Source organism: Njordella calcicola (genome assembly GCF_056494125.1).
In genome coordinates, this window is the sequence record NZ_CM151396.1 from 6,358,802 (window position 1) to 6,381,456 (window position 22,655).

Below are 22,655 nucleotides of genomic sequence, written 5' to 3' on the forward strand. Positions count from 1 at the left end.
TTTCCGTTTCTCGCTTTAGGTGGTTACTCGCAATGGGTTCGCCAACACGCTCGCGGAAAATGTGAATATAATGCGATGGACTTTTCTAAAACCCTCGCAGAGTAACCTATGAGCCAACTGAACCCCTCCGAAGTACAGCAACTCAGTGGCGATGATGTCCAAGCTATCGATCGACTGCGCCAAGCGTATCGGCAATTGGTCAGCGAAGTCGGTAAGGTCATCGTTGGCCAAAAAGATACCATCGAGCAACTGGCTATCTGCCTGTTCGCTAGACGGCACGCTTTGCTGATGGGAGTCCCCGGACTTGCAAAGACACTGCTGGTCAGCAAATTAGCGGAAACTCTGTCTCTAAAATTCAGCCGCATCCAATTCACTCCCGACTTGATGCCCATGGATATTACGGGCACCGATATCCTGCAAGAAACCGACGCGGGGCGGCGCGAGTTTCAGTTCGTCCATGGCCCAGTGTTTGCCAATATCGTTTTGGCCGATGAGATCAACCGCGCTCCACCTAAAACGCAAGCGGCTATGTTGGAAGCGATGCAAGAGCAACGCGTGACTGTTCTCGGGAAATCTTTTGAGCTCCAATCTCCCTTCATGGTGCTGGCAACTCAAAACCCAGTCGAACAAGAAGGGACTTATCCGCTCCCCGAAGCTCAACTTGATCGCTTCATGTCCTTGATCGAATTAGACTACCCAAGCGAAGAAGAAGAAATCCAGATCGCTCGCACGACTACTGGCGACGATATGGCGACTCTTCAAGCTCTGATGACTGCCGATCAAATCATCGAACATCAACGTTTGGTGCGACGCGTCCCAGTGCCCGATCATATCTATACTTATGCAGCCAGATTGGTTCGCAAGACTCGACCAACGGGAGCGACGTCGCCCGCGTGGCTCAAACCGTTGGTGGCGTGGGGCGGTGGACCACGCGCGGTCCAAAACCTCATCTTAGGCGCTAAAGCCCGCGCGGCACTCTATGGCAGCTATATGGTCCGACTAGAAGATGTCAAAGCGGTCGCCGCTCCGGTGCTGACGCATCGCCTGATCACCACATTCGCGGCGCAAGCTGAACGCGTCTCGGCCAAAGATATTGTGAAACGACTCATCGACGAAACGTTGGATGCATGAGTACGGAACGTAAACAACGCAGTTTTGTCGATCCAGCAGTTCTCGCCCAACTAGGTGCGTTGCCGTTGTTGTCGCGCAAAGCGATGTTGGGGAGCGTGTCCGGGCGACATGCTAGTCCACATCGCGGAGCCAGCGTGGAGTTTGCGGAGTATCGCAAGTACGTTCCGGGCGATGACCTGAGGCGAATGGATTGGCGAGCTTATGCCAGATCCGATCGGTTTTATATCAAAGAATTCGAAGCGGACACCAACCTGCGAGCGGTCTTTGTGATCGATTCCAGCGGATCGATGGACTTCGGCTCCACGGGCACGACCAAGCTGGAATATGCGAAACGCATCACCGCCGCGCTCAGCTATTTGGCGATCCAACAAGGCGATGCGGCTGGGATCGCAGCGGTCGCGAAAGGCATTGTTCAAAACATTCCACCACGTCGAAATCCAGCTCATCTCACCACCATCTATAACGCGTTGGAAGAAGTCAAGCCACAGGGCGAAACGGGACTGATCGAGGTCTTGCACGAACTGGCGGAGACAGTTCGCCAACGAGCGCTAATCATCGTACTGTCGGACCTGTTTGTCGAAACGGATTTGCTGCGAAGTTGTTTTGAGCATCTACGATTTCGTAAGCATGACGTATCGGTATTTCATCTGCTTGATCCCGAGGAGCTTCGCTTTGCGATCGCTCGTCCAACTCGCTTTGTCGATATGGAAGGCGGTACGTCCATCTTTGCTGATCCAGCAGAGATTACGGATCGATACCATCAAGCCTTAGACAACTATCTCGAATCCCTGCGACGCGTCGTACTGGAGACTGCAGTGGACTATCGACGCGTTTCGATCGATACACCGTATGTTCAAGAGTTGACGCAGTTCTTAGTCGACCGAGCTTATGTGAGGAGCACGCGGTGAGCTTCCTGCAACCCTTCATGCTGATCGCCTTGCCGTTGATCGGAATCCCGATCTTGATCCACTTGATCAATCAACGTCGATATCAAACGCGGCGTTGGGGCGCAATGATGTTTCTATTGGCAGCGAATCGCATGAATCGCGGCTTTGCACGCGTTCGCCAGTGGTTGATTTTGGCCATGCGAACTCTTGCCGTGGCAGCTCTCATTTTCACCATCGCGCGACCGTTGGCCAGTGGCATGTTGAGCGTCTCTGCAGGAAAAGCTGATACGACCATCGTCTTGATGGATCGTTCGCCGAGTATGCAGCAAGCGGGCATTGGCGGCGTGACCAAACTGGATACCGGACGACGTCAATTGAACAAAACATTGGCCACGTTGGGATCGGATCATTGGGTGGCGATCGATGCGGCTACTTTGCAACCGCAAGCGTTTGAATCACTGGATGCTTTAATGAGTTCGCCGGCCATGCAACCCGCGACAGCGACAACGTCGCTGCCATCGATGTTGCAGTCGGCACTGGAGTATCTTCAGGAGAACAAGGCAGGTCCTACCGAAATCTGGATCTGTTCGGATCTGAAGGAGTCCGATTGGAATTCCGAAAGTGGAACATGGAGTTTGATTCGCGAAGGCTTTCAGCGGCTTCCGCAATCGATCCAGTTTCATCTGTTGGCGTATCCTGATCCAGTAGCCGAAAATCTAGCCGTCCGCGTCACCGAAGCTCGCTATGAGAAATCATCGGCCAGTGGCATGGCCGAGAACAGCTTGCTGCTATCGATTCAAGTAGCTCGCGAAGGCGATTCCAATCAAACGTCAGAGTCGATCGAGCTACCACTGCAGATCGAGATCGATGGTCAGCGAAGTGTGCTAACAGCGACCATGTCTGGACGGAGCCTTGAAATTCGTGAGCATCGAATTCCGTTGGCTAAAGATCAACTGCGGGGCTGGGGGCGGGTGTCGATTCCGGCAGACGCATCCAGCGAGGATAATGAATTCTATTTTGTGTTTGACCAGCCACCTACTCCGCGGATCGTGTTGGTCACTGAGGACCGCGAAGCGACACGGCCATTGGAGATTGCTGCTGCCATTTCCGCTGATGGAAGTGCAAACGCATTGGTAGAGGTCTTGGCCCCCGATCAACTGGACTCGCTGATTCTTGATGATACATCGTTGCTCCTATGGCAAGCTCATCTCCCCGCCCCTGCTGTCGCACCAGCGGTTGTGGAGTATGTGCAGCGGGGGGGGCAGGTCGTTTTCTTTCCGCCAACAAACTTCACAAACGGGGCGAGTCGTGGCGCAGAAGAGGCCTTTCTGGGAGTCGCGTGGGATCAGTGGCAGGAGGATGATTCCGCGGTACAAGTCAGCACTTGGCGCGGTGATCAAGATCTATTTGCGGCGACCAGCAGTGGTGCTGGTTTGCCTGTCGGCGAACTTGAAATCAGCGGATATGCAAGCCTTGCAAGTGAGGTGGAGCTTTCGACGCTAGCTTCCTTGACCACTGGGGATCCGCTTTTGGTACGCGTGCCGACTTTACAAGGTGGCGTTTACTTCATGATGGCCTCGCCAGCCCCCCAAGCATCGACGTTGGCAAGTAACGGAGTCGTTCTGTTTGTGGCTTTGCAGCGCGCGATCCAGCGAGGCCAAATCGCAATGAGCAGCACGTCGCAGAAGATTGCGGGCGAGATCTACGAGCCAACTTCCAATTGGCGTAAGGTAGCTGGTCGCCAAGGCGCGATGTCTACTGAGTATGGTTATCATGCGGGCGTCTATCAAAATGATGCTCGTTGGATTGCGATCAATCGTTCGCCGCGTGAAGATCTTGCAACGCAGTTAAGCGAAGTTCAACTGCAGCGATTGTTCGATGGTTTGCAGTTCACGCAGGTCAACGATTCGGCAGGTAATTTGTCGGGCATTGTCCGCGAGATCTGGCGTTTGTTCTTGGTTTCCATGATCGTGGCCTTGTTGGCTGAAGCCGTTCTGTGCTTGCCGCGAGTTCCCCGTGAGTCGAAAGTGTCGACCCTATGACGCAAACTAGCCTAACCTTCCAGTGGTCTGCCTTTACGATCCTGCTTTCGATCACAGCTTTGGTTATTGCTTGCTGTTTAGGTTTGCTCGCTTGGCATCGCAGCGGGTATCGTCCGGCGATTGCATGGCTAGAATCCATTCGCGTCGCGATCGTGGTTTGTTGCATCTTGCTGCTGAATCAACCTGAATCCCAAGAGCTCTACAAGCCGACAGACAAACCGGTTGCGGTGGTTTTGGTGGATCACTCGTTGAGCATGGATACGCAAGATGCCGAGCTGGCCAGCGACCGGTCCGGTCCATTGGTTTCGCGTCAAGAGGCTGTGGCTCCACTGCTGGAACCTGAATCGTGGCGGTCGATCTCCGAGCGTGTGCAAGTGATCGTGACACCGTTCGGCACGGAGAATAATCGCTCGAAAACCAATCTGTATCAAGCGCTGCTGGATGCCCGGAATCAGAATCCGAACCTGCGAGCGATCGTGCTTGCCAGCGATGGCGATTGGAATGATGGGCTGCCTCCGGTGCAAGCGGCTTCACGTTTGCGGCAGGACAAACTGCCCGTGTTTGGTGTCGTGGTCGGCAGTCGCACGCGATTGCCCGATTTGGAACTAGTAAGTTTTGATGTTCCGACATTCGGAATCGCGGGCAAGCAAGTGCGGCTGCCTTTCACAATCGAAAGCACGTTGCCCCGCGATCATGTAGTCGAGCTGCAGTTAAAGAGCTCCGAAGGCGAAGTGATCAAGCATCAGCTTCGCATAGCAGCCATGGGCAGAACGTCGGATGCGATTTTGTGGAAGCCCGAGCGAGTGGGTGATTACACGTTGTCGCTGGAGCTTCCGCCGCATCCTGACGAAAGAATGCTGGGCAACAATCGGAGGGAAACGCCAATTGCGATTCGTGAAGAGAAACTGAAGGTCTTGGTGATCGAATCGTATCCCCGCTGGGAGTATCGCTACTTGCGAAACGCCTTGTCGCGAGATCCGGGCGTCGAAGTCCACTGTTTGCTGTTCCATCCTGGGCTGAGCAAAGTGGGTGGCGGCAATCGCGATTACATTCCAGCGTTTCCGGAGGCGTTGGAGGAACTCTCGCAGTACGATGTCGTGTTCCTGGGTGATGTCGGCGTGGAAGAAGGGCAGTTGACGGAAGATCAATGCCGATTGTTAAAAGGCTTGGTTGAACAACAAGCCAGTGGGTTAGTCTTTATGCCTGGATTCAAAGGCCATGCGTTGTCATTAGCTAACTCGTCGTTGGATGCGTTGTTGCCGGTGGTGTTGGACGAAACGCAACCCAATGGTTGGGGGGCAAGTACCGCAAGTCACTTCGCATTGACGGAACTGGGGCGTCGAAGTCTGCTGACAAAGCTTGCAGATACATCCGACGATAACTTGCAGGTGTGGGAGAACTTGCCGGGCTTTCAATGGCATGCACCGGTAATTCGAGCCAAAGCTGGTTGCGATATTCTGGCGGTCCACCAAGAGTCAAGCAACGAGTATGGACGGATTCCACTGCTGGTGACCAAAACGTTTGGGACGGGCAAAGTGCTCTTTATGGGGACCGACGGAGCGTGGCGTTGGCGTCGCGGTGTCGAAGACTTATATCATTATCGGTTTTGGAGCCAAGTCGTTCGCTGGATGGCTTATCAACGCAACATGGCTAAAGGCGAACGCATGCGGTTCTACTACTCTCCTGAACAACCGGAAGTCAAACAGACCGTGGCGATGAATGCTAATGTGATGCAGGCTAATGGGGAACCTTTAAGCCAAGGCGAAGTCACGGCCAAGATCATCGCACCCTCGGGCAGGACGGAAACCGTACGTATGGCGAGCAGCGGAGCGGATTGGGGGGCTTTTGCAGGCACGTTTACCCCGTCGGAACCGGGCTCGCACAAAGTCCTGCTGCGTTGCCAGCAGAATGATAGCGAATTAGAGGCTTCGTTGTTTGTACAAGGTGCCACCAGCGAACAGATCGGTAAACCCGCTCGGCCTGAAGTCCTAGAAGAGTTGGCACGCATTACCGAGGGGAAGGTTCTTAAGGGAGTCTCAAGCGATGAAATCCTAGCTGCGATTTCGCAACTTCCTGAGCCACAATTTGAAATTCGTCGAGTTCAACTGTGGAGTCACCCGCTCGTAGCCGGTATGCTTATTTTGTTGCTGGGAGCTTTCTGGATCGGCAGGAAGGTCGCGGGGCTGGTATAATGAGGCTCGCGGTGGATCACGATTGTGATCAAAGTTTCGATTGAATCAAACTGTGTCATTGATGAGGTCTTACGATATGAGTATGTCGCTTCAAGTTCCTGATTCACTGACGCAGCAGTTAAAGGCCTATCGAGATCGTGTGTGGACAACCAAGGTTGCCGAAGCGATTCTATTTGCATTGGCAGGCTTAGTCATATCGTTCTTAGTGGTCTACGTTTCGGACCGTTTCTTCGATACTTCGCAAAGCGTACGTGTTTCAATCTTCTTGTTGTCCCTTGCGCTGTGGTTGATCGTCCCTTGGGCCGTTCACCGTTGGGTCTGGCGCAACCGTCGTCTTGATCAGCTTGCAAGATTGCTACGAGTCCGCGAGCCGAATGTGGGTGATCAATTGCTGAGCGTGATCGAGTTGTCGCAAGATGTATCTGAGCAAGCTCGGTCGCGAACTTTATGCGCAGCGGCCATCGCCCAAGTAGCTCAAGTCGCCCAATCAAAAGATTTTACTGCTGCCGCCCCGCCCACTTATCTCAAAGGGCTCAGTGTCGTGATGGGCGTGAGCAGTGTCGTCGCTGTGATGTTGATGACGTTGTTCCCTGCTGCTGCGGCGAACGCTTGGTCACGATTCTTGGCTCCATGGAAAGAGACTCCACGATACACGTTCACCGCCATAGAACCACTTGTCGATCGGATGGTCGTGCCACACGGCGAAGCCACCACATTGACGATTCGGTTACAAGACGATTCGCGTTGGCAACCGGCAGCCGCTCAATTGCAGATTAATTCGCTGCCGCCGCTGGAAAGCAAGCTGATTGACCGACAGTACGTGTTTGAATTGCCACCGCAAACAACACCGACCGGGTTGAATGTACAAGTTGGCGATTATACCAAGTCAATCTTGGTTGAACCCAAGCTCAGGCCAGAGCTGGTCGGATCGACCGCGCGTGTCAATCTGCCAGAGTACTTGCAACGTCCCGAGCCGATTGAGGTCGATGTTCGCAGTGGTAAATTGAATGCAGTTCAAGGCAGTCAGGCGACGGTGATCGCGAAAGCTTCACGCGATTTGGCGGCTGCGAAAATCAATGGCTCGCCAGCGGAAATTGAGGAAGCTCAATTTGCATCAAATGTGTTACCACTAGGTGATTCGCGGCAAGCTCTTGAACTGTGGTGGCAGGATCACGACGGACTGGCTGGACGAGAACCTTTTCAATTGTCGATCGATCCATCGGTTGACGAAGCGCCGACTGTATTGTCGCAAGAGCTGCCACGACAAGCAGTCGTGTTGGACACCGAACAACTGAACTTCAAGGCCCTAGCGGCTGATGATTACGGTATCAAGCGACTGGGGATTTCGTGGAAAGGCATTGACGACCAATCACTATCGCCGTTGGCCGAAGGTGAGAAGCTGCTGGCAATAGGCGGTCCCGAACAAATGTCGATGCAAGTTCCAGCGACCTTCTCTGCCTCCTCGCTGGGGATTGATCCGCAACCCATTGAGATGCGTTTGTGGGTGGAAGATTACTTGCCGGACCGACCGCGAGTCTACGGCCCACCGCACATCCTGTATGTTCTTACCGCGAATGAACATGCGATCTGGATAGCGAGCCAGATGAGTAAGTGGCATCGTGCTGCTCTCGATGTGCGCGATAAAGAGTTGCAGTTGCATGAAGAAAACAAACGTCTGCGGTCGTTGGCACCAGAGGAGCTCAGCGATCAGCAAATGCAAGATGAGCTGCGTCGACAGTCGGCTGCCGAGTCCTCGAACGCTCGACGTTTGGCGGCAATCGCCAAGACGGGCGAAAGTTTGTTGCGACAGGCGGCTCGTAACCCTGAAATCGGAGTTGGGCATTTAGATCAATGGGCCGAGATGTTGCAAATTCTCAATGACATTGGAGCCAACCGGATGCCTTCGGTGGCCGAACTGTTGGACAAAGCCGCAACGAAACCGCAAGTAGCTGGCAGTGGACCATCAAAGCCTGCGGCCCCGCAAGCTGGAAAAAGTCGCGATAGCATGGCATCTGCTGGTAGTCAGGGTGACCAAAAACCGAAGCCGCCAGCGGCAGCCATGCCGTCGATATCGGATGTCGAGTCATCGGACCAACCGCAAGAGGGTGAACTCGCATCCGACGCGGCCAAGAAGAAATACAACGGCAGCAAACTGTCGCTACCGAAGACAACTTTAGCTGGACCACCCAAGAAGCCTCAAGAGAAATCACCAGAGGATGCCGAGGAGGAAGCGGAAGATTCTGCAGTGGATCAAGCGATTGACCAACAAGCCGACTTGCTGGCTGAGTTTGAACGCATCGCCGAAGAGCTCAACACGGTGCTTGCGAACCTCGAAGGGTCGACGCTGATGAAGCGTTTGAAGGCGGCCTCGCGTGAACAAAATCAAATCGCGGAGAAGATTTCCTCACGCATTCAATACTTCTTCGGAGCCACCGAAAGAATTCCTATTGAAGACAAGATCATGATCAGCGACCTATCAAAGGTGGAAGAGAAGAGCAGCCAAACGGTGTCTTACATTATGGATGACCTGCAATCCTATTTCGAACGACGCCGTATGAATCAGTTCAAGCTGGTGCTGGAAGAAATGAAGCAAGCGAAAGTTGTGGAAGAGATCCGCAAACTGGGCGACGATATCTTGAATACCCAAGGGCTGTCGATTGCCCAAGCGGAGTACTGGTCCGACACGTTCGATCGATGGGGTGACGACTTGGTCGATCCAGCCTGCAGCGGCCAATGTCCCGGTTGCAAAACTTCGGATGCTTTACCACCGTCGTTGATCTTGGAAGTGCTCAAGGTGCTCGAGAGCGAAGTGAACTTGAGAGAAGAAACACGCGTGGCGGAGCAAGCTCGAGCGGGGCTTGAACAAGAAATGCATCAGCGCGAGTCAGATCGATTGAGCACCACGCAAGGCAATCTTAAGCAGCGGGTTGATGCCGTGGTGGCAAGCATTACGGATCTCCCAAATGGCGAGCAACGTTTTGGCAAAGAGGTGAATCTGCTATCAGCCGTTAGTGCGGTGATGCAAGACGCGACAAGCATTTTGAGTTCGGGAGATACGGGCACCAAGGCGATTGCGGCGGAAACCGAAGCGATCGAGTTGCTGTTGCAGTGTAAACGGATTAACCCCAACGGTGGCGGCGGTGGCGGTGACAGTCCTGGTGGCGGCGGTTCTGGCACGACGCAAGATACCGCGCTAGCACTGCTGGGCAGCGGACTCAATCAGAATGAACGCCGAGAGTCGCGTGACGTCAATCAAGCGACCGGTGAAACCGGCAATAAGCTGCCGGAAGAGTTTCGCGGAGGCTTGGATGAGTACTTCCGTCGTTGGGAGCAAAGCAAGTAATCGTTCGTAGTGCCGCCTTAGTTCGTAGTACCGCCTTCAGGCGGATTAGATAGTTCGTAGTACCGGCTTTAGCCGGACTTGCTCAAGATTTTTAGTGTGCTTGAAAGTGGTACTATGAACAATATTAAACGGTATTGCGGTTAAACGAGGAACGCGTACGCCTGCGGCTAACGGTTAAACGAGATGCTTGTACGCCTACCGAACGTGCTGAGCAAAAAACTAAACTTAACTATGCAAGCGAATAGATGATAAACTCTGAACAAACAAGTTTTCCCAGAGGGCCAGATGCTGGTGCGTTAGCGCTGCTTGGTCCGCGTTGGATATGTGGCCTGGTCATGATCCTGCTTCTGACCGGACAGCCAGCAGTGAATTCTTGCCATGCGCAACTAGCGGCGGAAGAGGTGGATCTGCAGACTCTGTTTCCGCCTCCAATCGACGATTTTGTAAAAGCTCGTGTGGTGGTCGATTGCGCGTTGGCTAGACGGGTCTGCAGTTTGTCCGATCAGCAAGAGCAGCAGTTGCAAACCATCGATGATCAGTGGCTAGTAACCAAGTATCGGCAGTTGGAGCAGGCCGATCAGAGCAGAGTCATAGAGCAAGCGGTGGGTGGTGCTTTGAGAAGGCCCCCTGAATTGCGAGGCAGACTGGAGCAACAGCAATTTGACTATGTCTACAAGCTGTTCGACGCCATTGATGCGGAGGTCGAATCATTTCTCGAGCCGCAGCAAGCCAGCGATTTTCGTGAGGAAGTCGATGCTAGGAATGAGTTTCGTCGAGAAGCGGATGCGGCGGTGATGGTCTCGATTTTTGAACGGCGTGTTCCCTTGACTGACCAGCAACGTGAGGCACTGACAGCGGCCACCGCCAAACGATTGGATCGCCAGCTAGCATGGAGCATGTACTTGGTCAATGAACAGATTGCACCACCGATTGATCCCGTTGATTTGAAAGCGGTGTTGACTACCAATCAATTTTTGCGACTGTCCAATCTCAATGGCACATGGAATTTACGAGGCGCGATCTCCATCTACGACCTTCAGGTGGTTGCGCAAGGTGCCCAGCATGCCCCCGTGGAGTTGATTGAGAAATGACAAGCAAGAGCTTTGAGTTGACGATTAGTTATGAGCATCGCTTAAAACGGGTTTGGTTCAAGTTCTCATGGCTAGCGATCAGTTGGTGCTTCGTTGGTCTCACTATTGGCTCAAACACGGCGTATTCACAGAACGTGATTGCTGGGCGTATTCAACAAGATATCCTGCAGATATATGTTCTCAATGGTAAAGATGAGGCATCGCTCAAAAGAGAATTGATGAAGACAGCGGCAGGAGAGGTAGAAGCCTTAGCAGGCACTTTCGGATTGAATGACCAGCAGCATAAGAAGTTGATGCTCGCAGCTAACGGAGATATTCAGCGGTTGTTGGATGAGATTCAAGCGGCTCGAGAGAAGACCAAAGGCGTGAATTTGCAGAACCAACAAGAGTTGAACGAAGGCTTACGTGAAGTGATGCCGATTCGAGAGCGACTGCAAGGCGGGGTTTTTGATGACAAATCGCTCATGCGAAAAGTGCTTGCAAGCTCGCTGACTGAAGAACAACGAGCGATCTACGAGGCCGATTTGCAAGCTCGGCAACTCGCCGCATACCAAGCGATTGTCAAAGCAACACTTGCTGATTTTGAACGACATGTGCCTTTGACTCGGAGGCAACGGACCGCGATTTTAGAGTTAGTCGACTATCCGAAAAGCGTACCCAAGAGCCAATTATATTATCTAGGTCGATTTCTATTAGAACGGATTTCTGAGGAGGATCTCGCGGAAGTGCTAGATCCGCATCAAGTCAAAGTCTTTCGAGCTTTGGCCGACCAAGCGCGAGTGATGAGGATAAACGTTCAATGGTAACTGGATTTCGATTCCTAAACTTAGCTGGCGTATGCCAGATCATCTTGGCCGCATGTTTCCTGTTTGGAATAGCAAAAAACACGTTGGCGCAAGAGTCGCCGATCTACAATGCGCCTGCGGTCGTTCAAGGCGATGTGGTCCCACGCGATGTGCGCGAGATCTACCAACGTGGGTTAGACTTTCTGGTGAAGACCCAAGACGCAGAAGGTGGCTGGAAAGATGGTCAAGCAGGTCCGGGACCGGATGGGCTAGCCTTGATGGCGCTGCTGGCATCCGGAGAAGATCCGAACTTTGGACTGTATAGCCAGCCGATTCGCAAAGCAACACGAGCGATCATTCGCGCGCAGGACCGCTCAACGGGTTACATCGGCAACAGCATGTACCATCATGGATTCGCAATGTTAGCACTCGCGGAATGTTATGGCGCTGTCGATGAAGCCGACTTATGGCCTAAAGAGGGAACAGCGTCAAAGCAGCGCAGTATCGGCGAAGCATTGGAGTTGGCTGTACGATGCGCCGTGACTTCGCAAGAGAAGAATCCCTTGAACGCTTGGCGGTACTCTCCCACTTCGCGAGATGCAGACACTTCGGTGACTGGCGCGGTGCTCATGGGATTACTAGCGGCTCGCAACGCGGGCATCGAAGTTCCCGACAAAGCGATCGACGGCGCGGTTCGCTATATGGCGTCACTCACCAGTGACGGCGGTATCGTCGGTTATTCCGGTGGCCTTGGCGGCATGGGAGAATCGCTGGCGCGCAGTTCGATTGCATGTTTGATTCTGAGTATCGCCCAACGTAAAGACCTCAAGCAGTTTGAAGGGACGAAGAACTACATTTCTTCGCGAATGAATGAACAGTCCTCTTATCTTGAATACGCAAGGTACTACCAAGCCCAAGCTTTGTTTCAAGCGGACCTGGATGCGTGGGAGAAGTGGAATCGAACATTGGTGCGTCAATTGAAGACGACTCAAAATAGCGACGGGAGTTTCCAAGGTAGCTTCGGAGCAACTATCAGCACATCGATGAACTTGCTGGCTATCGCTTTAAACTTTCGCTTTCTTCCTATCTACGAACGCTAACGATATGCTGCTAGCACACTCAATTTTGGTGTCATCAAGGTTATTCCGATGTCTCATCGGTGTCGCCATTGCTTCCGTGGTTGTGTCGTCGTCAGCTAGCTTTGCTGATGAGTCGAAGGTGCAAGTTCGCTTCAAGAACAACGATGTGGCTGTCGGAGTGGTATCAGTTGCAGAGCGAGCGCAGAAATTCCTGTTGGCATGTGAGGGCTTTCAGGGCGAGTTCCTGTTTGACTGGCGTTCCATTAAGTCGTTAGAGCGGATACTGGATGATCAACACAATACGTCTGAGCAGCGGACCTCAGATACGTTCGAACTGGAACTGACCAGTAGAAGTCTTTTGACGGGGCGCGTGGTCGCGCTCGATGATGAATTTGTCACGGTCGAGTCCGCAGCGCTGGGGACTGTTCGAATTTCACGCAGTGAAGTCGTAGCGTTCTCTTTACCCAGCGACATGGACAAGACGCTAGCCTCAGGCAGGTTCCAAGGGGATGCTTGGCATGCGCTGCAAGCCGATGAGGACTGGCAAATCAACGCCAATTCGCTTACCAGCAAGAAACGTAACACCTCAATTTGTGGACATGTGGACCTGCCCCTGAAAGCTCAGCTTCACATCGTTTTGTCTTGGGATTCGAATCCAGGTTTCAAATTATTATTAGGGACGGCAACGCTCACTAATAAATCAGAACAAGTGATCGCTCCCATCAGCAACAACATCGAACTTTGGGACTCGCAACTCGTGCTTGTCCGCGAAGTCGGCAACTTGGCAGACATCGCGACGCTGATGGAGATTGATCGAAATACCAAGCGGTTAGAGCTGACGGTTTTCCTAGACCAAGAGCAAGGCAAGGTTGCTGTCAAAACCAACCGAAACTCACCACTGGAAGTGATCCAACTGGCCGCAGAACGCCCCAGTGGCACTGCGATAACACTGATGAATCTCGGGCCGTCCTTGACCCTAGAATCGCTTCGAATTCGGCCTTGGGATGGCGTGTTGCCCGAGGTGTTAGCTTCCGATGCTCCGACGATTGCTGATCGCAGTGGGAAATTTTACGACGGTGCGATCGATGGCTTTGACATTGATTCCAACGAGTTTATAGCCAAGACCAGTAGCGGCGAAACATTGCGCATCGCAGCGGCGGAACTCCGTAGTGCTTCGCTACTGCGGCCTGCAGATTATCAACTAAGTGCATCGCACGCCGATGACGAGCTGAATCAGAGTGTTGAGTTGAGCTTGGTCGATGGCAGTTTACTAACCGGCCATTGGCAAGACAGTGCTGATGGCCGCTTTCGTTTTTTGACCAATGGCATTGCGGAACCGCTATTAGTTCCCCCAGCCGCATTGCTTTCGGTGCGAGGTCCGAAGGAGGATTATCTGCCTGAGCAAGAGGCCCAAAAGCTAGGAAGGCTTACCATTGGGGACACTCTGTTAAACGGGTTTCTTTTGCCGGACAGCGAAGCCGTCAGTGGCACAAGTTTGTTGTGGCAGCCGGTGCAGAGCGAATATGCAAGTGAGATCCGCTCGCATGCCAAGGGCCAAATCGAGTATCGAAGTACGCTCAACGCGATTGATAGGATTCGCTTGCGAATGGAAGCAGCCAGGAAGAGGCAGCAGGTTTTGCGGTCGGGGTCAGAGCCAAGCTCGGTAGCTAAGCAAGAGGCTTCGCAGTCCAACGAACAAGGGGACTCCATCCCAGCGTACGAGATTCGATTTCGATCGGGAGATTCGATCAGCGGGAGCTTGCTAAAGATCAACGAACAAGGCATCCGCTTCAGTTCGCCTCAGACGGCCACGAGCTTCGCGACCCATGAGCAAGTGGAGTATGTGACGTTGGCTCGCAGTTCGCCAGCGATCGAGATTCCCGCGGACAAGCGGGCGAGATTGATGACAGTTCCGCGGTCGATGAAAAATGATCCGCCCACGCACTTGTTCGTCTCAAAGTCTGGCGATTACTTGCGAGGTCGCTTGGTCGACATGGTGGGTGGCCATCTGATGATTGAAGTCCGAGCCGAAGTGATGGAACTGCCTGTCGCACAGGTAGCTCAAATCATCTGGTTGGATAAACCCGATTGGCTGGACAATCCAAAAGCGGCGGCGAATAAGGAGTCTGCGGCTGATAGCGATCCGCAAGCCGCTGCGGTTGAGTCGCTGCCTGATGCATCTCCTTTTCAGGTGCATCTGGTTAATGAGAATAGCGGGCGTTTGACGCTGGTGCCCGAAAGTATGCAGGGCGGACAACTGAAAGGACGAAGCGATTTCTTGGGGGAGACTTCGGTCGCAATCGCTGATCTGACTCAGTTGGTTTTCGGACGGAACATCGACCAGCAGTTGCTGTCCTTGCAGACGGACCCTTGGCAGTTGACGTTGGCCCCGTTTCCTCGCGTCTATTTGGATGAAGGTGGCGCAGGAGAGACGAGTCCCGCTGCGGATTCCCCGATGGTGGGCGCGATCGCGCCGGACTTCAAACTCGCTACGCTCGCTGGGGATTCCTTCAAGCTCAGTGAACATCGCGGCAAGATTGTCGTGTTGGATTTCTGGGCCAGTTGGTGTGGTCCATGCATGAGTTCAATGCCACGACTGCATGCTGCCATCGAAGAGATAGGCCACAATCAAGTGAGCATGGTGGCGGTGAATATTCAAGAGCCGCAAGAGCGAGTTCAGATGGGCATCGATCGCATGAAGCTAAATTGCGATACCGTCTTGGATAGCGATGGCCAAGTTGCAGCGGCCTACGGTGCCGTGGCGATCCCTCATACCGTAATCGTTGATCGCACAGGAAAGGTGACGCATGTCTTTGTGGGGACTGGCCCGAAGTTTATCGAAGGGTTTCGCGCGGCGATCGAGAAACTGGTTTCAGAATAAGTGAGAAGGATAAGGGGTCAGGAGAGCTTTCTAGAACTCCAAAGCGGTGTCCGACGGGGCAAGCCCCAATCGGACATGCGCGCACGTCATGCTTTAGCGCACCAATCCAATTGCGAAAGCTGGGCAAGAGAATGGGGGCAGGACAATGGTCATGGAATCTATTCTACTGCCCTGATTCTCCTGCCATAAGAAATTCGGTCGCACTTAGAGCACCAATCCGATTACGAAGCCTGGGCACAAGGCCAAGTTTCGCATCGATGCTTGCACCTCAGCGCGAACCAAATCCCACCGGCTTGCCCGGTGGATCGTTGGGTTTCTCGCTACACACACAAGAGCGTCATAGCCTTCAGAATCCCACCGGCTCGTCCGGTGGATCGTTCGGTTCCTCGCTAGTCAAGATCGCTCTCTAGCAAGAAACGGAAACATTTCCTGGGCAAGCCAGGAGCATTGGAAAGCCAGAAAGCCACGAAAGGCACATCGTTCTGAGATCGCGAGTTCTGAGCGACCGTTGGGCTTGCCCCAACGTGTCGCAATAGGATTGGTGTGCTAAGTTCGCTGGGCACGCTGTATAGAACTCCAAAGCGGTGTCCGACGGGGCAAGCCCCAATCGGACATGCGCGCACGTCATGCTTTAGCGCACCAAACTTATTGGGAAGACTGGGCTTTAAGTCCGCTTGAACATCTTGTCTAACTCTTGACGGCTAAAATGCAACGCTGTTGGACGACCATGTGGGCAATGATGTGTGTCTTGATAAGCGTAACGTTGTTCGAGCAATGAGGTAATCTCGTCGGGCGACAAGCGATCTCCTGCTTTAATAGCGGCTTTGCAAGCGATCAAGTGCAACAGCGAATCGACCAAATCGCGAGCTTCCGGTGTGGCACCGTCGGATTGTAATTTCTCGATCACTTGTCTTAAGATGTCCGATGGATTGATATTCGCGAGCATGGCCGGATAAGATGTGATCAGGATGCAATCACCACCAAAGGGTTCAACACCGATGCCTAATTGCTCCAGCGTATCTTTGTGTTCCAGTGTCAGTGCAGCTTCGGCGGCCGTTAACGTGACCGGCTCGGGAATCAATAGCCGCTGAGTCTCGAGATCTTTGGCCAGGACTTTCTCGCGAATCTGTTCGTATAAGATGCGTTCGTGTAGGGCATGCTGATCGATGACAACCATACCATGGTCGTCTTGCGTGATTAAATAACGATTGTGGATTTGGAAGCCCAAGTACGAGATGCTGGGCGGATGGCCATTGTCGATGCGTGTGCTGTCGCTAGAGCTTGATGGCTCGCTGCGCCAAGGATCGCTGGCGTTTTCGGTAGGCATTTGAGTGGCAGGCTGACGCAGGCTATCGGGCCGATCGAGCGTGGCAGGACCGCCGGGGAAAGGCCGGAAGCTGGGCGTTGCGCCAAATGGGTCGCGATAACCCAGAGAAGAAGGGGGGGCTGAGATAGCAGATGGTCCAGGCATGGTACTGGAAGCGGCATCCCCACGAGCCCACTGCAACAGTTCTCTTTCGTGGTTCTGAAACGCATGCGCGGCAGGGGCATGCATAGCTGGGATCGCTGCGGTCGAAACGCTCGGCTCCGTTGAAAGGCTGCCGGCCATTGACGCTTCCGCGTAAGCCGGATTACCGGCAGGTTGCACGCGGGCGGTGAGGTCAGTGCTTAAAAACTTGGTACGAACCGTCTGCAACAAGCTGCGATAAATAGCGCCACCGTCCAAGAAGCGAACTTCCGATTTAGTCGGATGCACGTTAACGTCGACTTGGTCTGGTGGAATATCGATGTTCAAGAAGCAGATCGGGAAACGACCTACCATCAGCAGACCGCGATACGCTTCACCCAACGCGTGTTGCAGCGAACGATCGCGAATGTAGCGGCCGTTCAAGAACAGGTATTGCATGCGGTTGTTGCTTCGGGAGACATTGGGACCTGCGACATAACCATGCAAGGCCACGCCTTCGTGTTCGCAGTGGACGGCGATCAACGAATCGCTGATTTCGGCTCCAAAGAAGTTGTGAATCCGTTCGCTCCAATTGGTTGTCACGGGCAGGTCTTGGAGCACGCGATTGCCGCTGTGCAGCGACATCTTTGTTTGCGGATTCGCTAAGGCGATGCGAGTAAAGGCCTCTAACGTATGTCCCATTTCGGTTTGAGCCGTCTTGAGAAACTTCCGGCGAACGGGCGTATTGAAGAACAGGTTGCGGACTTCCATGATAGTACCGACAGGGCAACCGCATGGAGCAGGCCCTTCGCGATCGCCGCCGCGTACGACCAGTTCCGCTCCTTCATCATTGGCGGAAGTCCGTGAACGAATCGTGAGATGGGAGACTTCAGCGATCGATGCTAATGCTTCACCACGAAAGCCTAACGTCTGGACGGAAAACAGAGCGTCTTCGGTGGGCAGTTTACTGGTGGCATGAGGGCTCACAGCTAACAACAGTTGGTCTGCCGCGATGCCTTTGCCGTTGTCGGCGATGCGTATCAATTCGATGCCGCCGCCATCGATGGTAACGTCTACTTGTGTGGCACCGGCATCGATACTGTTCTCCAGTAGTTCTTTCACGACGCTGGCAGGACGCTCGATGACCTCACCGGCGGCGATTTTGTTGATCAAGCTGTCAGGGAGCTGGCGGATCACGCTCATCGAGCAAACCATCCTTGTTAAAACTAAGTAGGAAATTCATTCTCTATCTTAGCGTGATTGCCAGGGATCAGCGAGTCTAAACAAAGCGAGTATCGGTCAGCCGTTCAAAAGCTTCGATGTAACGACTGCGAGTTGCCGCCACGATCGCCGGCGGCAATTGCGGTGGAGGGCTGTTGCGGTCCCAGTCGGAGCTCATCAAAAATTCTCGGACAAACTGCTTGTCCAACGAGGCCTGCGAATGCCCTGGTTGATAGCCATCAGCCAGCCAAAAACGCGAAGAATCGGGCGTCAGGACTTCATCGATCAGGATTATCTCGCCGTTGCACCAGCCAAATTCGAATTTGGTATCCGCGATCAAGATGCCTTTGGATTCAGCATACTCAGTCGCTTGGCAATAGACATCTAAAGTCAAATCCCTCAGCCGCTTGGCCACATCGCGGCCTAGATCATTTTCCATCCTTGCAAACGAAACGTTCTCGTCATGGCCGTCAGCGACTTTCGTGGCTGGCGTGAAAATGGGTTCGGACAGCTTGCTGCACTGTTGCAGGCCAGCCGGCAGATTGACACCGCAGACCGCTTGCGATTCCTGATACTCTCGCCAACCGGAACCCTCCAGGTAACCACGGACAACGCATTCAAATGGAATCACCTGCGCTTTGCGTACCAGCATGCTACGGCCGACAAGGGTTTGGGCGTCGGGTAAAGCAGCAACGGCTGCGGGTAGCTCCATCGTCAAAAAATGATGCGGTACCTTCAGCAAGTCAAACCAGAACTTGCTTAACTGCGTGAGCACGCGTCCTTTGTCCGGCACGCCGGGGCTGAGCACATAATCGAACGCACTGATGCGGTCGGTACTGACCACCAGCAGTTGTTCGCCCAAGTCGTAGCAGTCGCGGACTTTGCCGCTGTGTTTGGGGAAAGGTAACTGTGTTTGTGAAACGACCGACATGGCAGCGGCTTTAAATCGTCATGGAAGAGAAACCGCCATCGACCACAAAGTTTTGGCCAGTGACGAATGAACTGGCTGCGTGAGCCGCTAAGAACACGACGGCCCCGCTCAACTCTTCGGCTTGCCCAAATCTGGCCATCGGCGTGTGCGAGATGATCTGCGAGCCGCGTTGCGAAAGCGAACCGTCATCGTTGTATAACAGCTTGCGATTCTGGTCAGCGGGAAAGAACCCCGGCGAGATCGCGTTGACACGCACGCCTTTGGTTGCCCACTCGCGAGCCAAGAACTGGGTCAGATTGATCACGGCCGCTTTGGCTGCGGAATAAGCGACCACGCGTGAGAGTGGAATCATGCCCGACATCGATGCGATGTTGATAATGCTGCCGCGTTGACGTTGAACCATTCCTGCACCGAAAACTTGCGAGGGCAGCAATGCACCGCCGACTAGGTTCAGATCAAAGACATCTTGCCAAGCGCTGATGGGCAATTTACAAAAGTCAGAACCGGGTGGCAAAGTAGCTTCAGGTTTATTGCCCCCGGCGGCGTTGACCAGCACATCGACTGGCCCAAGCTTGCCTTCGATCGATCGACAAGCGGTCTCCAGTGAAGTCGCTTCCAAGGCATCAGCACTGGCAAACATGGCGGTGCCACCGATCGCTTCAATCGCTGCGACCCGTTTGCTGCCACGTTCTTCACTGCGTCCTACCACAGCCACGGCCGCCCCGGCGACCGCCAGCGCTTGAGCCATCGCTCCGCCAAGCTCCCCTGTGCCACCGATGACGACGGCAACAGAACCTCGAAGTGAGAAAGGTGAATCGCCGGTGGGGTTGGTTGAATCGCTCATAAATAATAGTAGATCCAGGGGACGCGTACGCCTGCGGCTGACGGTTAAACGAAGAAGGCTAGCAACTCACGGTGGCTGAAGGTTAAACGAGGAACGCGTACGCCTGCGGCTGACGGCTGATCTAGGAAGTCTAGCAACCTACTCTTCCATGACGTCCGCTTCACGAGCCTTCGCCAATTCGCTGACTTCTTCTTCGTACTTCTTGGTCAGCTCTTGGATTTCCTCTTTCGTGGCATCGCGATCGTCTTCACTGATCGTCTTTGCCTTTTCTTCTGTTTCAACCGCTTTGTTGGCATCACGGCGAATGGAGCGAATGCTAATCCGTGCTTCTTCGGCTAGTTCTTTGATTCGCGTGACCAGCTTCTTGCGGACATCGGTTGAAAGAGCTGGAATATTGATGCGGATGATACGACCGTCATTTTGTGGATTGAGTCCCAATTCACTAGCGACAATCGCTTTTTCAATTTCTTTGATCGTGCTGGGATCAAACGGGCGAATCACCAATTGGTTGGGCTCGGGGGCACCGACGGAGGCGAGTTGTTTAATTGGGCTTTGCGAGCCGTAGACGGTGACCTTGACAGAGTCCACCAAGCCTGGTGTGGCTCGCCCGGTGCGAATGCCCGACAAATTGTGCTTGAGGTGGCTTACAGCCTTCTCCATGCGTTCCTCAGCATCGACCAAAATTTCTTCGACTGTCATCGTGTGATTTCCTTCCTTATGATTTCGTTAGCTGGATGATTGCGGATTCTATGTTGGGTGCATCAAAGCTTAACCAACGTTAGTATAGCACTTACTTTTCACTATGAGGTGACGGGGTCGCCGGTCACTTTCGAACTGATTCGCGTTCCTACCATTTGACCGGTAACCGCTTTGACGATGTTGCCTTCCTTTTTGAAGTTGAACACGAGGATTGGCAAATCGTGAGTGCGGCATTGAGCGATGGCGGTGGAGTCCATCACTTTGAGATTCTTTTCGATCACGGTTTCGTACGACAATTCGCGATAAAGAACGGCATGAGGATTTTTTTCTGGGTCATCGCTGTAAACACCATCGACGCGAGTCGCCTTCAGTACGATGTCAGCATCTAATTCCAAGCCGCGATTGGCGGCAGCGGTATCGGTGGTGACGAAGGGGGCACCGGTTCCAGCCGCTAAGATAACGATGCGTCCTTTTTCAAGGTGGCTGATGGCACGACGGCGAATAAAAGGTTCCGAGACACCGTCCATCCGGATCGCGCTCATGACGCGCGTGGTGCAACCGATGGATTCAAGCGCATCTTGCATGGCCAACGCATTGATCACGGTCGCTAACATGCCCATGTAGTGAGCGGTCGCTTCTTGAATCGACTGACCGCCGCTGCCTTTGAACTGAGCACCTCGAAGAATGTTGCCGCCTCCGACGACGACCGCGATTTGGCAACCTAGCTCATGAGCCGATTTGATTTGACGAGCGATCGCCACGACCTCGTCCATATTGATTCCGCGTTGACCACTATGAGCGAGACTTTCGCCCGACAGCTTCAGGATAACGCGTTGAAATTGCGGAGATAACGCACCGGCTTCATTCATGTGTTGATACTACTTGTAAGGTCGACTGATTTCGATGACCAGAAAAAACGGCTAAACTCACTATCGATCTAGCCATTCTACTGGTTGAGGTTCCATTTCGTCAGCGACCGGAGATCCAGAATCCTTACGACCGCTACCTTCAAAACGGCTGATGACACGCACGCTCATGTCATGATCGCACTGGATCTGGCAACTTAAACGTACGCCACTAACGCCTCGTGCGGCGAGAATTTCTTGTTCAGCTTTGGTGATTTTCGACGGTTCGCCGTCCAGGAATTCGACGCGGCAGGTCGTGCAACGGGCTTTTCCGCCGCACGCATGCAGTTGATCGGTCCCGGCGTCTTCCCTCAGCGCCTTAACCAGTCGTTTTCCGGGGGATACTTCGAATTCTCCAACGTTTTCGACGATTAGCTTTGGCATATTTGATCCTAAAAATTGCTGACGGTGGTCCCACAAAGCGTTCCAATTGCAGTAAACTGCTGCCTTGGTTTTAACGACTTATTGCAGATCGCCAAGTCCATGGCGAGAAACAATTGGAGACTCCCTGGATGTCCAACAACCCCTACGATTCTTACGGCAACAGCTCGCCTGCGGCAATCCCGCCGACTTCTGGCCTGGGTGTTTTTCAACCCCTGCTAGAAGCCAGCGGATGGATCAAGTTAACTGGCTGGATTTTCATCGTAATTGGAGTGATCTATTGCCTGACCATCGTGGGGCTTATCTTTGGCTGGCTGCCCATCTGGATCGGAATCGTGCTGAAGCGAGCTGGGGAAAATCTGACGCAGGCCAAACAAAACAGTGACCCCAACTTGCTGTACGCGATCAACAAAGACCTAGGGCTCTATTTCACCATCATGGGCGTACTGCTATTGATTGGCATCATCTTGAATGTGGTGTTTTTCTTGATCATGCTAATGATCTCGGTGGTCGGGGCCGTCGGAGCAGCCGCTGCAGCCGGAGCATAACTTTGATGGCGAGCCGTCTACGCGTCCACTTGCCATTGACCTTGCGGCGTCTGTCTCTTCAAGCTGAAGGCTTATCACAATTGCTGCCGTGGCCGAATCGGCCGCGGTTTGCATCTGCAGTGATTCCCTTCAGGCCGTTGCCCAAAATTCTTCTGCCAATGCTCCCGGGGCTTCTCGCAGGGCAAGTCAGATATTCACATTGCGCATTAGCCGATAGCGTCGGTTCTCTCGGAAACCGTGAGCTATTG

General features: G+C 53.4%; 16 protein-coding genes. 10 read left to right on the forward strand and 6 right to left on the reverse strand.

All coding sequences use genetic code 11. The annotated features are described in order from the left end of the window. Positions 1–108: 108 nt before the first annotated feature. The 9 genes from SH302x_RS24595 (at position 109) to SH302x_RS24635 (ending at position 15,431) form a co-directional block, all read left to right on the forward strand. Complete coding sequence (locus tag SH302x_RS24595; protein WP_479365568.1) at positions 109–1,131, forward strand: AAA family ATPase; 1,023 nt, start codon at positions 109–111, stop codon at positions 1,129–1,131. Next, positions 1,128–2,039, forward strand: coding sequence for a DUF58 domain-containing protein (locus tag SH302x_RS24600; RefSeq protein ID WP_479365570.1), 912 nt, complete (start codon positions 1,128–1,130; stop codon positions 2,037–2,039). The genes SH302x_RS24595 and SH302x_RS24600 overlap by 4 nt, the downstream gene beginning before the upstream one ends. Further along, a complete protein-coding gene (locus tag SH302x_RS24605; protein ID WP_479365572.1) occupies positions 2,036–4,060 on the forward strand; it encodes a BatA domain-containing protein in 2,025 nt (674 codons plus the stop codon). The genes SH302x_RS24600 and SH302x_RS24605 overlap by 4 nt, the downstream gene beginning before the upstream one ends. Then, positions 4,057–6,252, forward strand: a complete 2,196-nt coding sequence (locus SH302x_RS24610; protein ID WP_479365573.1) for a hypothetical protein — start codon at positions 4,057–4,059, stop codon at positions 6,250–6,252. Before SH302x_RS24605 ends, SH302x_RS24610 begins: the two co-directional genes overlap by 4 nt. 76 nt (positions 6,253–6,328) lie before the next feature. Continuing rightward, on the forward strand, positions 6,329–9,595 hold the full coding sequence (locus tag SH302x_RS24615; protein WP_479365575.1) for a hypothetical protein: 3,267 nt from the start codon (positions 6,329–6,331) through the stop codon (positions 9,593–9,595). Positions 9,596–9,840: 245 nt separating this feature from the next. Next, positions 9,841–10,686, forward strand: coding sequence for a hypothetical protein (locus SH302x_RS24620; protein WP_479365576.1), 846 nt, complete (start codon positions 9,841–9,843; stop codon positions 10,684–10,686). Further along, a complete protein-coding gene (locus SH302x_RS24625; RefSeq protein ID WP_479365577.1) occupies positions 10,683–11,492 on the forward strand; it encodes a hypothetical protein in 810 nt (269 codons plus the stop codon). Before SH302x_RS24620 ends, SH302x_RS24625 begins: the two co-directional genes overlap by 4 nt. Then, positions 11,486–12,571, forward strand: coding sequence for a DUF6288 domain-containing protein (locus SH302x_RS24630; protein ID WP_479365579.1), 1,086 nt, complete (start codon positions 11,486–11,488; stop codon positions 12,569–12,571). Before SH302x_RS24625 ends, SH302x_RS24630 begins: the two co-directional genes overlap by 7 nt. An 82-nt stretch (positions 12,572–12,653) precedes the next feature. Then, positions 12,654–15,431, forward strand: coding sequence for a TlpA family protein disulfide reductase (locus SH302x_RS24635; protein WP_479365580.1), 2,778 nt, complete (start codon positions 12,654–12,656; stop codon positions 15,429–15,431). 664 nt (positions 15,432–16,095) lie between these two features. Here the strand turns inward: SH302x_RS24635 and mutL are convergent. From mutL to SH302x_RS24665, 6 genes are all read right to left on the reverse strand, one after another. Beyond that, positions 16,096–18,081: a DNA mismatch repair endonuclease MutL gene (mutL, locus tag SH302x_RS24640; RefSeq protein WP_479365581.1), complete on the reverse strand. Its 1,986-nt coding sequence runs from the start codon at positions 18,079–18,081 to the stop codon at positions 16,096–16,098. A 76-nt stretch (positions 18,082–18,157) separates the two neighbouring features. Then, positions 18,158–19,030 (reverse strand): phosphoribosylaminoimidazolesuccinocarboxamide synthase, encoded by an 873-nt coding sequence (locus SH302x_RS24645; RefSeq protein WP_479365583.1) that lies wholly within the window; start codon positions 19,028–19,030, stop codon positions 18,158–18,160. 10 nt (positions 19,031–19,040) lie between these two features. Then, positions 19,041–19,874 (reverse strand): SDR family oxidoreductase, encoded by an 834-nt coding sequence (locus tag SH302x_RS24650; protein ID WP_479365584.1) that lies wholly within the window; start codon positions 19,872–19,874, stop codon positions 19,041–19,043. Between the two features lie 138 nt (positions 19,875–20,012). Then, the gene (gene frr / locus SH302x_RS24655; RefSeq protein ID WP_479365586.1) at positions 20,013–20,573 is read right to left on the reverse strand and encodes a ribosome recycling factor; all 561 of its coding nucleotides are present in this window, start codon (positions 20,571–20,573) and stop codon (positions 20,013–20,015) included. 101 nt (positions 20,574–20,674) lie between these two features. Next, positions 20,675–21,442: a UMP kinase gene (pyrH, locus tag SH302x_RS24660; RefSeq protein WP_479365588.1), complete on the reverse strand. Its 768-nt coding sequence runs from the start codon at positions 21,440–21,442 to the stop codon at positions 20,675–20,677. 60 nt (positions 21,443–21,502) lie between these two features. Further along, positions 21,503–21,862 (reverse strand): 2Fe-2S iron-sulfur cluster-binding protein, encoded by a 360-nt coding sequence (locus tag SH302x_RS24665; protein ID WP_479365589.1) that lies wholly within the window; start codon positions 21,860–21,862, stop codon positions 21,503–21,505. A gap of 128 nt (positions 21,863–21,990) precedes the next feature. On the opposite strand from SH302x_RS24665, the gene SH302x_RS24670 reads away from it, so the two are divergent. Continuing rightward, on the forward strand, positions 21,991–22,407 hold the full coding sequence (locus SH302x_RS24670) for a DUF5362 family protein (RefSeq protein WP_479365591.1): 417 nt from the start codon (positions 21,991–21,993) through the stop codon (positions 22,405–22,407). The last annotated feature ends 248 nt before the right edge of the window (positions 22,408–22,655 follow it).

What these genes read in the sequence shown, in the direction of transcription:
- SH302x_RS24630 (WP_479365579.1), top strand. Translation starts at nt 11,486, where the DNA reads ATGGTAACTGGATTTCGATTCCTAAACTTAGCTGGCGTATGCCAGATC.
- SH302x_RS24645 (WP_479365583.1), bottom strand. Translation starts at nt 19,030, where the DNA reads ATGTCGGTCGTTTCACAAACACAGTTACCTTTCCCCAAACACAGCGGC.
- SH302x_RS24595 (WP_479365568.1), top strand. Translation starts at nt 109, where the DNA reads ATGAGCCAACTGAACCCCTCCGAAGTACAGCAACTCAGTGGCGATGAT.
- mutL (WP_479365581.1), bottom strand. Translation starts at nt 18,081, where the DNA reads ATGAGCGTGATCCGCCAGCTCCCTGACAGCTTGATCAACAAAATCGCC.
- SH302x_RS24670 (WP_479365591.1), top strand. Translation starts at nt 21,991, where the DNA reads ATGTCCAACAACCCCTACGATTCTTACGGCAACAGCTCGCCTGCGGCA.
- SH302x_RS24615 (WP_479365575.1), top strand. Translation starts at nt 6,329, where the DNA reads ATGAGTATGTCGCTTCAAGTTCCTGATTCACTGACGCAGCAGTTAAAG.
- SH302x_RS24665 (WP_479365589.1), bottom strand. Translation starts at nt 21,862, where the DNA reads ATGCCAAAGCTAATCGTCGAAAACGTTGGAGAATTCGAAGTATCCCCC.
- SH302x_RS24600 (WP_479365570.1), top strand. Translation starts at nt 1,128, where the DNA reads ATGAGTACGGAACGTAAACAACGCAGTTTTGTCGATCCAGCAGTTCTC.
- SH302x_RS24610 (WP_479365573.1), top strand. Translation starts at nt 4,057, where the DNA reads ATGACGCAAACTAGCCTAACCTTCCAGTGGTCTGCCTTTACGATCCTG.
- SH302x_RS24650 (WP_479365584.1), bottom strand. Translation starts at nt 19,874, where the DNA reads ATGAGCGATTCAACCAACCCCACCGGCGATTCACCTTTCTCACTTCGA.
- frr (WP_479365586.1), bottom strand. Translation starts at nt 20,573, where the DNA reads ATGACAGTCGAAGAAATTTTGGTCGATGCTGAGGAACGCATGGAGAAG.
- SH302x_RS24620 (WP_479365576.1), top strand. Translation starts at nt 9,841, where the DNA reads ATGATAAACTCTGAACAAACAAGTTTTCCCAGAGGGCCAGATGCTGGT.
- pyrH (WP_479365588.1), bottom strand. Translation starts at nt 21,442, where the DNA reads ATGAATGAAGCCGGTGCGTTATCTCCGCAATTTCAACGCGTTATCCTG.
- SH302x_RS24625 (WP_479365577.1), top strand. Translation starts at nt 10,683, where the DNA reads ATGACAAGCAAGAGCTTTGAGTTGACGATTAGTTATGAGCATCGCTTA.